This window comes from Bacteroides sp. AM37-9 (assembly GCF_003603455.1).
GTDB classification, from domain to species: Bacteria; Bacteroidota; Bacteroidia; order Bacteroidales; family Bacteroidaceae; genus Bacteroides; species Bacteroides xylanisolvens.
In genome coordinates this window covers 92,453-107,004 of record NZ_QTNF01000001.1, presented here as the reverse complement: position 1 = coordinate 107,004, position 14,552 = coordinate 92,453, and the positions used below count along the sequence as shown (strand labels likewise).

The 14,552-nt window shown below is 41.6% G+C and carries 9 protein-coding genes; all 9 read left to right on the top strand.

From position 1 onward, the window contains the following. The first annotated feature begins 4 nt into the window (after positions 1-4). Positions 5-1,852, top strand: a complete 1,848-nt coding sequence (locus DW862_RS00345; RefSeq protein WP_225450262.1) for a phosphodiester glycosidase family protein — start codon at positions 5-7, stop codon at positions 1,850-1,852. Positions 1,853-1,896: 44 nt separating this feature from the next. Then, complete coding sequence (locus DW862_RS00340; RefSeq protein ID WP_004322169.1) at positions 1,897-2,916, top strand: phosphodiester glycosidase family protein; 1,020 nt, start codon at positions 1,897-1,899, stop codon at positions 2,914-2,916. Positions 2,917-3,187: 271 nt separating this feature from the next. After that, positions 3,188-4,648 (top strand): rhamnulokinase, encoded by a 1,461-nt coding sequence (gene rhaB, locus DW862_RS00335; protein ID WP_120067083.1) that lies wholly within the window; start codon positions 3,188-3,190, stop codon positions 4,646-4,648. A gap of 46 nt (positions 4,649-4,694) precedes the next feature. Continuing rightward, positions 4,695-5,951 (top strand): L-rhamnose isomerase, encoded by a 1,257-nt coding sequence (locus tag DW862_RS00330; RefSeq protein ID WP_120067082.1) that lies wholly within the window; start codon positions 4,695-4,697, stop codon positions 5,949-5,951. A gap of 3 nt (positions 5,952-5,954) precedes the next feature. Beyond that, positions 5,955-6,974 (top strand): L-rhamnose/proton symporter RhaT, encoded by a 1,020-nt coding sequence (gene rhaT, locus DW862_RS00325; protein WP_120067081.1) that lies wholly within the window; start codon positions 5,955-5,957, stop codon positions 6,972-6,974. 93 nt (positions 6,975-7,067) lie between these two features. Continuing rightward, a complete protein-coding gene (rhaD, locus tag DW862_RS00320; RefSeq protein WP_004304990.1) occupies positions 7,068-7,877 on the top strand; it encodes a rhamnulose-1-phosphate aldolase in 810 nt (269 codons plus the stop codon). 19 nt (positions 7,878-7,896) lie between these two features. Then, positions 7,897-9,051, top strand: coding sequence for a lactaldehyde reductase (fucO, locus tag DW862_RS00315; protein WP_120067080.1), 1,155 nt, complete (start codon positions 7,897-7,899; stop codon positions 9,049-9,051). Positions 9,052-9,226: 175 nt separating this feature from the next. Further along, positions 9,227-10,126: an AraC family transcriptional regulator gene (locus DW862_RS00310; protein WP_004310460.1), complete on the top strand. Its 900-nt coding sequence runs from the start codon at positions 9,227-9,229 to the stop codon at positions 10,124-10,126. Positions 10,127-10,234: 108 nt separating this feature from the next. After that, on the top strand, positions 10,235-14,260 hold the full coding sequence (locus DW862_RS00305; RefSeq protein ID WP_120067079.1) for a two-component regulator propeller domain-containing protein: 4,026 nt from the start codon (positions 10,235-10,237) through the stop codon (positions 14,258-14,260). The last annotated feature ends 292 nt before the right edge of the window (positions 14,261-14,552 follow it).

Here is a 14,552-nt window from a genome sequence, read left to right as displayed (position 1 = left end):
GAAAATGAAATATTTATATATGTCTTTTCTATTGGCGTTAGTCTATAGTTGTAGTGACTCTGGAGATAATTCAGATTATAGCGAAATGTTGAAAAAAGATTTCAACCAAGAAATTAAATGGGATGTGGATTCATTGGCTCTTATGAGAGCATCTTGGGAAAAAACGGATTTAGGTAACGGGGCAGCTGTTTGTACGGCACAAGCGAGCATGTGGGGGACTACCCAAAGCGTTTCTTATGTGGTATATCCGACGACTATGTTTTCTACCAGAGTTGCTGTATGTGATACTCCTGCCAAAACTAGTATGATTGCTAAAGATAAAAAAGCATTGTTTGCTATCAATGGCAGTTATTCTATTTCCGGAAATCCGTCTACATTTACTATGGTGGATAAGGTGGTGAAGGTTGCGTCTACGATCGAATCTGCCAGTAAAGTGAACGGAGTGATTGCTATTGATGCGGAAGGTTCTGTAGATGTGAAGTCTTGTACGTTTTCAGATTATACGGATGTGGAAGATGAATATGAATCAGCTTTAGCATCAGGTCCAATGTTACTTATGGAAGGGAAAGTGTGTTCGTTTCCTCAAGATGCTATTTATACACAACGTATGGCTCGGTCTGTGATTGGGATAACTGCTCAGGGAAAAATGATGCTGCTTACTATTGATGGTGCTATAACGGGAAATGCTGATGGTGCAACACTTGAGGAGGCAGCTTTTATTGCCAAAACATTGGGGATGAAGAATGCGGTTTGTTTAGCTGACGGAAGTTCTTCCACGCTATGGACATCAGGTAAAGGCGTAGTGAATCATCCGGTTGGAAATGGACAGTATGATCATGAAGGCGAAGGTACAGTGTCTACTGTGATCTATGTTGCAGCTTCTTCTTTATTTGACGGTGGTGATGGAACGGTTGATAATCCTTATTTGATTAGCAATAGGAATCATATGAGGAACATGATGTCTGTTGTAGAACTTGATAAAACTTATTATTTCGAAATGACGAATGATGTTGATATGACTGGCATTGACTGGAAACCGCTGAATACGGGTGAGCCTGTTGACCGTTTTGATATAAAGATTCATTTTGATGGTAAGGGACATACGATTAGAAATTTACATTGTGAGATCAGTTCTCGGTACGCCAGTTTCTTTGGGGTAATGAATGGTTCATGTCGTAATGTGCGCTTTGAAAATGCGGAAGTTATTGGATATGGTTCTTCTTGTACGGGTATTGTTGCCGGTTATTTGGGAACAAATGCTTTGGAGTGTTTGATTGAAAATGTATATGTGTCTGGTACTGTAAGTGGCATACAGCAAGTGGGTGGTATTGGTGGCATTTTTGCTAAAGGTACTGTACGGAATTGTTATGCAGATGTAAAAGTAATCGGGTCTTCTCGTGCCGGTGGTATTGTTGCTGAACCAAGGAATGCTGTAGTTGTTGAAAACTGTTTTGCGACAGGAACTCTTTATAGTACAGGAAATGCAGGTGGTATTGCCGGAGGACTTAATGGCAATAATCCTACAATAAAAGGTTGTATCGCTTGGAATGAACAGATTGATGGTGAACCTGTATCAGGACGTGTTATTGGATGGCAGTCAAATACCTATACGAAGGCTACGGATTGTTATGCGAAAAAAGATATGATTATCGCATGGGGACCCAACAAAGGTATGACGGGGGCCGATGCTAATACTGCCGGAACTTATGATTGGGGTAACAATAAAACTGCAATTTGCCATGGTATTACTACGGAAAATAGTGTAGATGCTGCTAAGAAAATAGGTTGGTCTACAGATATATGGGATCTTTCAGGCGTAACTCCATTATTGAAATCTTTTAATGATAAGTAATGATACGAATAGGGAATCTATATGTTTATTTAAAAAATTATATTATGAAGTTTACGAAGTTAACAATTGCTTTTTTATCCGTATTTTTTTGTCTAGTTGTCGCTTGTGGAAGTGATGGGATCAATGATGACCCCAAAACACCGGATGTTACAGAGCCGGTAACACCAAATGAACCGGACGAACCGGACAACCCTTCCGTTGTAAAAGTTCCGACTCTACAGAAGAATGTCCAAGATGAATGGAAAATTGATTCTATCGATGATGGTTTTATTTATTATAACTATGAACGGTATGACGATGTGAGTAAGGCTCAACAGATTGTAAATGTGCTGGAAATTGATTTACTTTCCAATAAGTACAAAGTTGAATTTACATATAATAATGGAGATTCTCTTTCAACTACAGCACAAGTACGTGGGGCTATTGGTGGTATTAATGGTGGGTATGAACAGGAAGCTATTTATATTCGTATCAATGGAACTAATATCTCTGAAGTGACACTACCGGAGGGACATTTACGATACTGGAAACATGATGGTGCGCTTTATTCGGATGGAAAATCTGATATTGGAATTATATATGGCGGCAGAAATGGAAAGGCTGCAATTGATACATATAAACAACATTCTGCAAAGTATTTGTTAGCTAGTGCCCCCACACTGATTGACGATTACAATCCGTTAGGTGAAACTTTTGTTGGTAATTATACTATGGAACAATTGGAGTCTTTTGACTATGAAGATTATCGCAGACATCAAGGAGTACGTCATCCTCGTACGGTGGTTGCTGTGACAGAGGATAAAGATTTGTTGTTAGTCACTATTGATGGGCGCTGGGCTGGTAAGGCGGAAGGTATGAGCGCAAAAGAAGTAACCTTATTCCTCAAAAAGCATTTCAATCCTCAATATGCACTTAATATGGATGGTGGTGGATCTACTACTATGTATGTGAAGGGGAAAGGAGCGGCAAAAACAGATGTTGTCAATTATCCTACTGATAATGGAGTCTTTAACCACTATGGACAACGTCGTGTAACAACTCATATTATAGTAAAAAGAAAGTAGATCTTAATCATTTCATCATAAAATAGGTATTTTATATATTGTAAACGGTATAAATCCATTTAGCAAAGATGGCTTTATACCGTTTATTAGTACCTATACAGAGGTGTAGGGAAAATGTGAATCTGTTTATATTTGCAATTGTATTGTGTCTTTTGTCTTTTGTGTCAAAATGTATACCCTTTCAATCAAAATACATAAGGAAAAGGAGGAGGGAATCGCCTATCTTTGCCATGTAGGTAAATGGATACCTTAAATATATAGACAGAATACCATGAAACAAAACTTTTTTGCAGTCGATCTGGGCGCAACGAGCGGCCGTACAATCTTAGGAACTTTCATTGAAGGCGGATTGAATCTGGAAGAGATTAATCGTTTTCCTAACCACCTGATTGAAGTAGGTGGACATTTCTATTGGGATATTTATGCATTATATCGTCACATTATTGACGGATTGAAGTTGGTTGCTCATCGTGGCGAATCCATTGCTTCTATCGGTATCGATACCTGGGGAGTGGATTTTGTATGTGTCGGAAAAGACGGTAACTTGCTTCGCCAGCCTTATGCATATCGTGACCCGCATACAGTAGGAGCACCGGAGGCTCTTTTCTCCCGTATTTCCCGTAGCAAAGTGTATGGTAAAACGGGTATTCAGATTATGAATTTTAATTCACTTTTCCAATTAGATACTTTACGTCGCAATCACGACAGTGCGTTGGAGGCGGCAGATAAAATTCTGTTTATGCCGGATGCGTTGAGTTATATGCTTACCGGAGAGATGGTGACGGAATATACGATTGCTTCGACAGCCCAGCTGGTGAATGCACAGACACGACGTTTGGAGCCGGAGTTGCTGAAAGCGGTAGGATTGAGTGAGAAGAATTTCGGCCGTTTTGTATTCCCGGGTGAAAAGGTGGGAGTATTGACGGAAGAAGTGCAAAAGATAACCGGACTGGGTGCAATTCCTGTGATTGCGGTAGCCGGCCATGATACCGGTTCTGCTGTTGCTGCCGTTCCGGCATTGGATCGCAACTTTGCTTATTTGAGTAGCGGAACCTGGTCACTGATGGGAGTTGAAACGGATGCTCCGGTGATTAATGCTGAAACGGAAGCGTTGAACTTTACCAATGAAGGTGGTGTGGAAGGAGCTATCCGTCTATTGAAGAATATCTGTGGAATGTGGTTGCTGGAACGTTGCCGTCTGAATTGGGGAGATACAAGTTATCCTGAATTAATCAGTGAGGCGGATGCTTGTGAACCGTTCCGTAGTCTGATTAATCCGGATGATGACTGTTTCGCGAATCCTGCGGACATGGAAAAAGCTATTACAGAATATTGCCGGGCTACCGGACAGTCGGTTCCCGAGAAACGCGGACAAGTAGTGCGTTGCATCTTTGAAAGTTTGGCTTTGCGTTATCGCCAGGTGTTGGAGAATTTGCGTTCACTTTCTCCCCGTCCGATTGAAACATTGCACGTGATTGGCGGAGGTAGCCGGAATGATTTGCTGAACCAGTTTACTGCCAATGCGATAGGAATTCCTGTGGTAGCCGGTCCATCTGAAGCAACAGCCATCGGTAATGTGATGATTCAGGCCATGGCGGCAGGCGAAGCGACGGATGTTGCCGGTATGCGGCAGTTAATTAACCGTTCTATCCCGTTGAAGACTTATCAACCACAAGACACGGAAGCTTGGGATGCGGCTTATATCCATTTTAAAAATTGCGTTCGGAAATAAATAGAACGATCGACAGAATAATCATTTTTAAAACTAATAGAATATCATGAAAAAAGAAGAACTGATTCAGAAAGCGTATGAAATTGCTGTGGAACGTTATGCAGCAGTAGGTGTAGACACCGAAAAAGTATTGAAAACTATGCAGGATTTTCATCTGTCACTTCACTGCTGGCAGGCTGATGACGTTGCAGGATTTGAAGTACAGGCCGGTTCATTGACCGGAGGTATCCAGGCAACCGGTAATTATCCGGGCAAAGCTCGTAACATTGATGAACTGCGTGCTGACATCTTGAAAGCTGCTTCTTATATCCCGGGGACTCATCGTTTGAACTTGCATGAAATCTATGGAGATTTCCAAGGTAAGGTGGTAGACCGTGACCAAGTGGAACCGGAACATTTCAAGAGTTGGATAGAATGGGGTAAAGAACATAACATGAAACTTGACTTCAACTCTACTTCTTTCTCTCATCCGAAATCAGGTGACTTGTCACTTTCTAATCCTGATGAAGGTATCCGTCAGTTCTGGATTGAACATACCAAACGTTGTCGTGTAGTTGCAGAAGAAATGGGTAAGGCACAGGGCGATCCATGTATCATGAACCTTTGGGTGCATGACGGAAGCAAGGATATCACTGTAAACCGAATGAAATATCGTGCGTTGTTGAAAGATTCTTTGGATCAGATTTTCGCTACCGAATATAAGAATATGAAAGATTGTATCGAATCTAAGGTGTTCGGTATCGGCCTGGAAAGCTACACGGTAGGTTCTAACGACTTCTATATCGGTTACGGTGCTTCTCGCAATAAGATGATTACTTTGGATACCGGTCACTTCCACCCGACAGAAAGTGTAGCTGATAAAGTATCTTCATTATTGCTTTATGTTCCTGAATTGATGTTGCACGTAAGCCGTCCGGTTCGTTGGGATTCAGACCACGTAACTATCATGGATGACCCGACTATGGAACTGTTCAGCGAAATCGTTCGTTGCGGTGCTCTGGATCGTGTACATTATGGTCTTGACTATTTCGATGCATCTATCAACCGTATTGGTGCATACGTAATCGGTAGCCGTGCTGCACAGAAATGTATGACTCGTGCTCTGCTCGAACCGATTGCCAAGTTGCGTGAATACGAAGCAAACGGACAGGGATTCCAACGTCTGGCTCTACTCGAAGAAGAAAAAGCGCTGCCTTGGAATGCAGTTTGGGATATGTTCTGCTTGAAGAATAATGTTCCTGTAGGTGAAGATTTCATCGCAGAAATCGAAAAGTACGAAGCCGAAGTAACTTCTAAACGATAAGTTATGGATATTTTAATCGGCTTATTGATTATAGCCATCGGTAGCTTTTGCCAGTCCAGTTCTTATGTGCCTATTAAAAAGGTAAAGGAATGGAGCTGGGAAAGCTTCTGGTTAATACAAGGTGTATTTGCCTGGTTAGTGTTCCCGTTTCTGGGTTCACTACTGGGTGTACCCCAAGAGAGCCGTTTGTTCGACTTGTGGGGAGCGGGAGGTGCTGGAATGAGCATCTTTTATGGTATATTGTGGGGAGTAGGAGGTTTGACTTTCGGACTTTCCATGCGCTATTTGGGGGTTGCACTGGGACAGAGTATCTCATTAGGGACTTGTGCCGGTTTCGGAACCCTTCTTCCGGCTCTTTTTGCAGGTACAAACTTGTTTGAAGGTAACGGGCTGATTCTTTTGTTGGGTGTTTGCATCACGTTGGTAGGTATTGCTATTATCGGGTATGCCGGTAGTTTGCGTGCGCAAAACATGAGCGAAGAAGAAAAACGTGCTGCTGTAAAAGACTTTGCATTGACAAAAGGGTTACTGGTTGCACTCCTGGCCGGTGTCATGAGTGCTTGCTTCGCTTTGGGACTGGATGCAGGAACACCTATCAAGGAAGCTGCCTTAGCCGGTGGAGTGGAAGGACTTTACGCCGGTCTCCCGGTGATTTTCCTGGTTACATTTGGCGGGTTCCTGACAAATGCAGTTTACTGCCTGCAACAGAATGTGGCTAATAAATCGATGGGTGACTATGCTAAAGGAAAAGTATGGGGCAATAATTTAGTTTTTTGTGCGTTGGCTGGCGTATTATGGTACATGCAGTTCTTCGGACTGGAAATGGGTAAGAGTTTCCTTACGGAAAGTCCGGTATTGCTGGCTTTCTCCTGGTGTATTTTGATGGCATTGAATGTCACATTTAGTAATGTTTGGGGAATTATTCTGAAAGAATGGAAAGGTGTGTCAAACAAGACCATAACTGTGCTGATAGCTGGTCTGATCGTACTTATCTTCTCATTAGTGTTCCCAAATTTGTTTTAAAAAATTTAGGTGTGGATTACATGGATTACGCGGTTTTTTTATAACTTGCGACGAAATCAGTGTAATCCATGCCTAATTAAAATTATATATAGAATGAAATCAATTTTAGAGAATCGTCCGGGACTTGCCAAAGAAGTAAACAAGGTAGCAGAAGTTGCCGGATACTTGTGGCAGAAAGGATGGGCTGAACGTAACGGTGGTAATATCACTGTTAATATCACAGAGTTTGTAGACGATGAAATCCGTCAGATGAAACCGATCAGTGAAGTTAAATCTATCGGTGTGACTCTTCCTTATCTGAAAGGATGTTATTTCTATTGCAAGGGAACGAATAAGCGCATGCGTGATTTAGCTCGCTGGCCAATGGAGAATGGTTCGGTAATCCGTATTCTGGACGACTGTGCCAGCTACGTAATTATTGCGGACGAGGCTGTGGCTCCGACATCGGAATTGCCTTCTCACTTGAGCGTACATAATGACCTGTTGAGTAAAAACTCTCCTTATAAAGCATCTGTACATACACACCCGATCGAACTGATTGCCATGACACATTGTCCGAAGTTCCTGGAAAAAGATGTGGCTACTAATTTGTTATGGAGTATGATTCCCGAAACAAAGGCATTCTGCCCGCGTGGTTTGGGTATCATTCCTTATAAATTGCCTAGTTCTGTAGAATTGGCGGAAGCTACCATCAAGGAATTGCAGGATTATGATGTTGTGATGTGGGAGAAACATGGTGTATTTGCAGTTGATTGCGATGCGATGCAGGCGTTCGATCAGATCGATGTACTTAATAAATCGGCTCTCATCTATATCGCAGCGAAAAATATGGGCTTCGAGCCGGATGGTATGAGTCAGGAACAGATGAAAGAAATGACTGTTGCTTTCAATCTGCCTAAATAAAACAACAAATAGCACAACCATGAATCGAATTATTTTAAACGAAACTTCTTACTTCGGTGCCGGATGCCGAAGTGTGATTGCTGTGGAAGCAGCTAGACGTGGCTTTAAGAAAGCCTTTTTTGTAACAGATAAAGACCTTATCAAGTTTGGTGTGGCTGCTGAAATCATTAAAGTATTTGATGAGAACCAGATTCCTTACGAACTTTATAGCGATGTAAAGGCTAACCCTACTATTGCAAATGTGCAAAACGGTGTGGCAGCTTACAAAGCTTCCGGAGCCGATTTTATCGTTGCTTTGGGTGGTGGCTCTTCTATCGATACTGCCAAAGGAATCGGTATTGTTGTGAATAACCCGGATTTTGCGGATGTGAAGTCTCTGGAGGGTGTAGCTGATACCAAACACAAAGCTGTACCTACCTTTGCACTGCCTACTACTGCCGGAACGGCTGCCGAGGTAACTATCAATTATGTGATTATTGATGAAGATGCCCGTAAGAAGATGGTTTGCGTAGACCCGAACGACATCCCTGCCGTGGCTATCGTAGACCCCGAACTGATGTACTCAATGCCGAAGGGGCTTACTGCCGCTACCGGTATGGATGCTTTGACACATGCCATCGAAAGTTATATTACTCCCGGTGCCTGGGTAATGAGCGATATGTTCGAATTGAAGGCTATTGAGATGATTGCACAAAATCTGAAAGCAGCCGTAGACAATGGTAAAGATGTGGCAGCCCGCGAAGCAATGTCGCAGGCACAATATATTGCCGGTATGGGATTCTCGAATGTCGGTTTGGGAATAGTTCATTCAATGGCTCATCCGTTGGGTGCATTCTATGATACTCCTCATGGGGTAGCCAATGCCTTATTGTTGCCGTATGTGATGGAATACAATGCTGAATCTCCGGCAGCTCCGAAATATATCCATATTGCGAAAGCAATGGGAGTGGACACTACCGGAATGAGTGAAGCCGAGGGAGTAAAAGCGGCTATTGAGGCAGTGAAAGCACTTTCTGTCAGTATCAATATACCGCAGAAATTACATGAAATCAATGTGAAAGAAGAAGACATTCCTGCATTGGCTGTAGCTGCTTTCAATGATGTTTGCACAGGTGGTAATCCTCGTCCTACTTCGGTAGCAGATATCGAAGCTCTATATCGCAAAGCTTTCTAAAGTTAGTTTTTGCGGAAGTTCTTTTCACCACAGATTACACAGATTTACACAGATTATTTTCTAATCGGAAGCCGATATTTAAGAATTAAATCTGTGTAAATCTGTGTAATCTGTGGTGTTTTTCTGAAAATAATTCCTATTTTTGTCCAACTCAATTACATGAAAACACATCGGTATGATCGAGGATAATAGTTTGGGATTAGAATTTAAATATCTGATTGTAAATGACATGGACCGTAAATTCGGGCTATGGGTAAATACCGTCGGCTATCAATCCATTCCTCCTGATTCACCTTATCCGTTGAAAGAGCATCCTTCCGGTTACTTTTTTAATGCAGAAAAAGGAAGAGTGCTTCGTGAGTATCAATTGGTATATATCACCAAGGGGCGTGGTTTGTTTTCATCTGATTCTACCTCTGAAAAGCAAGTTTGTAAAGGTCGGCTGATGGTATTGTTTCCCGGACAATGGCATACTTATCGCCCGTTGCGGCAGACTGGTTGGACGGAATATTATATCGGTTTCGAGGGGCCTATGATAGACGCCATTGTTGATGATGCTTTTTTGTCGCAGGAACAGCAAATACTGGAAATAGGCCTTAATGAAGAGTTAGTCTCATTATTCTCCCGTGCTCTTGCCGTAGCCGAAGCGGATAAGATTTCCGCGCAACAATATCTTTCCGGGATTGTGCTCCACATGATAGGGATGATTCTTTCCGTCTCCAAGAATAAGGTTTTCGAGATGAGTGATGTGGATCAGAAAATCGAACAGGCAAAAATCATTATGAATGAAAATGTTTCCGGCAATGTGGACCCGGAAGAGTTGGCTATGCGACTCAATATTAGTTATTCATGGTTTCGACGTGTTTTTAAGGAGTATACAGGTTATGCTCCGGCTAAATATTTCCAGGAATTGAAACTTCGTAAAGCTAAACAAATGCTGGTGGGAACTTCCCAGTCAGTAAAAGAGATTTCTTTTTTTCTAGGTTTCCAGTCAACCGAATATTTTTTCTCTTTCTTCAAGAAACGTACGGGACTAACTCCGTTGGAGTATCGTTCGTTCGGGCGGGAAGAATGAATAGGATGAAGTTCATATCTATTAGTTATTTGGCTCTGATTTTGGGAATATCATAAAAACTGTTACTTTTGTGGCGAAGATAATGTGCTATAAACCATCATTCTTGATATGCGCGGACAAAAACTATCTAAGATCCATTTTCTTATTCTGTTATCTCTTTTAGGATTTATATCTCCTCTTCAATCACAGGAATATAAGTTCAGAACATTGGGTGTGGAGGATGGATTGTCGCAAATAACGGTGAGCGATATTTGCCAGGATGAGAAGTCGCGTATATGGATTGCCACACTGGATGGTCTGAATTGTTTCGATGGCAATCATATCAAAGTCTTTAATCATTTTCATAACGATTCCATCAGTTATGGTAATCTATATGTCACCCAGATGGTGGAGGACGGCCAGGGGAGTCTTTTTCTCTTGACCTCTACGGGACTTTTCCAGTTCGACCTTGAAACGGAGAAATATTATATTCTTCCGGTGCCTTCTCCTTCCACTCTTGCCAAAGGAAAGTTGGGAGTGTGGATTGCAGAAGGGGGAAAACTCTTCTTATATGATAAGAATACCCGTTCCGTGAAACCCATGTATGCGGAGGTACATTTGCCGGACACCGGGCCGACAATGGTAGAAGGTTCGGAAGGAAATCTTTGGGTTGCTTTGAAGGATGGCGGAGTGATGCGTGTGGATACTTGTGGATCGATGTCGCTTTATTTGCCCGGAATCAAGGTGATGAAACTGATAAAAAGTAACGATCAGAATATTTGGATCGGTTCGCAGGATCATGGTGTTTTCTGTTTTTCACCTCAAGGTGCGGTCATACATCATTATGATTATAACGACAAGAGTGTTTACACGGTCCGGGATGATATGGCAAGAGCGTTATGTCAGGATTTGGAAGGGAATATATGGGTAGGTTACAGAAGCGGATTGAGTAAGATTGAGGTGGCTACCGGGAAAATATTTCATTATCAGGCGGATCCTAACCGGGTGGGGGCTATGTCCAATCGTTCGGTGACTTCTCTTTATACGGACAAACAAGGAACTGTCTGGGTGGGGACCTATTGGGGCGGCGTGAATTTCTTCTCACCGGAATATCAACATTTTGTACATTATCATGCTTCGGATACCGGATTGTCTTTTCCGGTGGTAGGTGCTATGGCAGAAGATAAATCCGGAAATATATGGATTTGTACAGAAGGTGGGGGACTGGATTTATATCAACCGGAACAAGGAACGTTCAAACATTTTAATGCGCATACCGGATATCATTTTAGTACGGATTATCTGAAAGATGTCGTTTTTGATGAGGCTAATAACTGCTTGTGGATTGCCGCTGACTTTACAAACAAGGTCAACTGTTTTCATCTTGATAACTATCGGAATGATATATATGACCTCGAACCGCTCGGCGAGGAAAGTGTGGGAGAAGCTCTGTTTGCCTTGGCCGACACTCCTCGTAAATTGTATGTAGGTACAACATCTGCAGTTGTTAGTCTGGATAAACAGACCTTAAAAACTGAAGTGTTGTTTCATCAAAAGGAGTTGTTTACACATAATTATAACACTTTGTTGCTTGATTCGAAAAACCGGCTATGGTTTGCTTCCGATGATGGTTGTGTAGCTTATGTGATTGATGAAGGACGGTTTGAAACGTATAGGATAAGTCTGAAGAAGCAGGTCAGATCTCAAAAAGAGCTGGTCAATGTCATCTATGAAGATCGAAAGGGAAACATTTGGGTCGGAACACATGGCAACGGGCTTTTCTTGTTGGATAAGAAAGAGCGTTTGTTTCGTTTGCATACTCCTGAAAGTGTATTATCGGGAGAAAATATCAGAGTGTTGGGCGAAACTCCTTCCGGGAATTTATTGATTGGTACCGGACATGGATTGTCTGTGTTGGAACAGAAAGACGGGAAAGTGATAAACTTCAATTCTAAAACGGGATTTCCGCTGACTCTTGTTAATAGGAAATCCATGCATGTATCCCGCAATCATGATATTTATATGGGAGGAGCTACCGGACTGGTTGCCATTCGTGAAAGTAGTTTGTCCTATCCTCCGAAAATATATGATTTGGAGTTGGCGCATTTGTATGTCAATAATAAAGAGATTACCACAGGCGATCAAACCGGCATCCTAAATAAGTCCTTTGCCTATACCGACCGGATTAAATTGAATTATTTGCAGAATGTGTTTTCTATCGGTTTCTCGACAGATAACTTTCTGCATATTGGCGGTGGTGAGGTAGAATACCGGTTGATAGGTTCTAATGACGAATGGAGTGAGAATCGTTTGGGGAATGATATTACCTATACAAATATATCTCCGGGCGATTATGTTTTTGAGATCAGATTGAAGAACTTTCCGGAAGTAATCAGATCTCTTCATATAACGATCACACCACCTTTTTATGCCACCTGGTGGGCTTATACTATTTATGTGTGTGTGATTCTGACGATTCTATTCTTTGTAGTGAGAGAATATAGAATTCGGCTGTTCTTGAAAACCTCGTTGGATTTTGAACTTCGTGAGAAACAATACATTGAAGAAATGAACCAATCCAAACTGCGTTTCTTCACTAATATCTCACATGAAATCAGAACCCCTATTACCCTTATCCTGGGGCAGGTTGATCTGTTGTTGAATTCCGGTAAGTTGTCTACGTATGCTTATTCGAAATTACTGAATATACATAAAAATGCCGGTAACCTGAAATCATTGATAACGGAGTTGCTTGATTTCCGGAAACAGGAGCAGGGACTTTTGAAATTGAAAGTTTCTCAATTTGATTTATATTCTTTACTTAAAGAGCATTATGTATTGTTCAAAGAATTGGCAGCTAACAGGAATATTTCGTTTGTTTTGCATGCTGACTGTGAGCAATGCCTCGTGTGGGGAGATCGTATGCAATTGCAGAAAGTGGTTAATAACCTGCTGTCGAATGCTTTTAAATATACTTCAGACGGTGGAAGTATCAGTATGGAATTGGCTGATGGAGCGGATGAATGTATGTTTTCCGTTTCAGACAATGGGGCAGGAATATCCGAGGAAGATTACGTGAAGATATTCGAGCGGTTCTATCAGGCCGAGAATATCGGACAGTATGGAGGAACAGGTATCGGGCTGGCTTTAAGTCAGGGGATTGTGAAAGCTCATCAGGGAGATATAACTGTAGAAAGTCAGTTGGGGAAAGGTTCATGTTTTAAGGTCACTCTGAAGAAAGGAGATGCTCACTTTGATTCTTCTGTTTCCCGGATTGAACCGGAGCAGGATAAGGAATATATTTATTATTCGGAAGATAAAGAACTATTGGTTAAGGAGGTACAGTCGGCTCAAAGTGAGAGTGGGACTACTGACTGCAAGCTGTTGGTTATTGATGATAATGAAGAAATCAGAAATATCCTTGTAGATATCTTTTCTCCATTATACACGGTTGAAACGGCAAGTGATGGTGAGGAAGGGTATGAGAAAGTAAAGATGATGCAACCTGATCTGGTTATTTCGGATATTATGATGCCCGGAATGCCCGGAACGGAATTGTGTGCCAAAATTAAGAACAATATTGAAACCTGTCATATCCCCGTCGTTCTTCTGACTGCCCTTAGTGCGCCCGAACGTGAGTTGGAAGGATTGAGAATTGGAGCGGATATTTATGTGGTGAAGCCGTTTAATATGCGGCGGCTGGTGATGCAATGCAATAATCTGATTAATACCCGCAGACTTTTACAGAATAAATATGCCCATCAGCTGGATAGCAAAGCGGAGAAGATTGCAACGAATGAACTCGATCAGAGGTTTATCGAACAAGCGACGCAGGTAGTGGAAGATAATATGGAAAATCCCGAATTCAGTGTAGATGTCTTCTCACGTGAGATGGGGGTGGGACGTACTGTCTTATTCCAAAAGATAAAAGGTATCACGGGAAGTACGCCAAATAATTTTATCATGAATCTGCGTCTGAAAAAAGCGGCATATTTTCTGCAGAATTCTCCGGAAATGAATATATCGGATATTGCTTACCGGTTAGGATTTGGAAATCCTCAATACTTCAATAAATGCTTTAAAGAACTTTTTGATATTGCTCCTACGCAATACCGAAAAGCTCATAATACCTCCTCCGAACCCTCTGTGAAGTGATTAAAATAAGTCATCTGAATTTTTAGACTAGATAAAACGAACAATTCGATAGGGTGCAATATATTCAAATGCGATACTTTTGTGGCGTTGGATAATGCCAGCTTGTACTTGAGTTCTCTTTGGTTAAGTGTGTCCGCACACACTTTCATTTGGTAGACCGGGTACTGTGTAATCTTTATTCTAATATAATAATTATTGTGTAGTATTATGAAAGACAAATATCCATATAATAAATAAAAGATAACATCTTATTGGAGAGAATCAATATATTTTCCCCAATTAATTAAGTAGT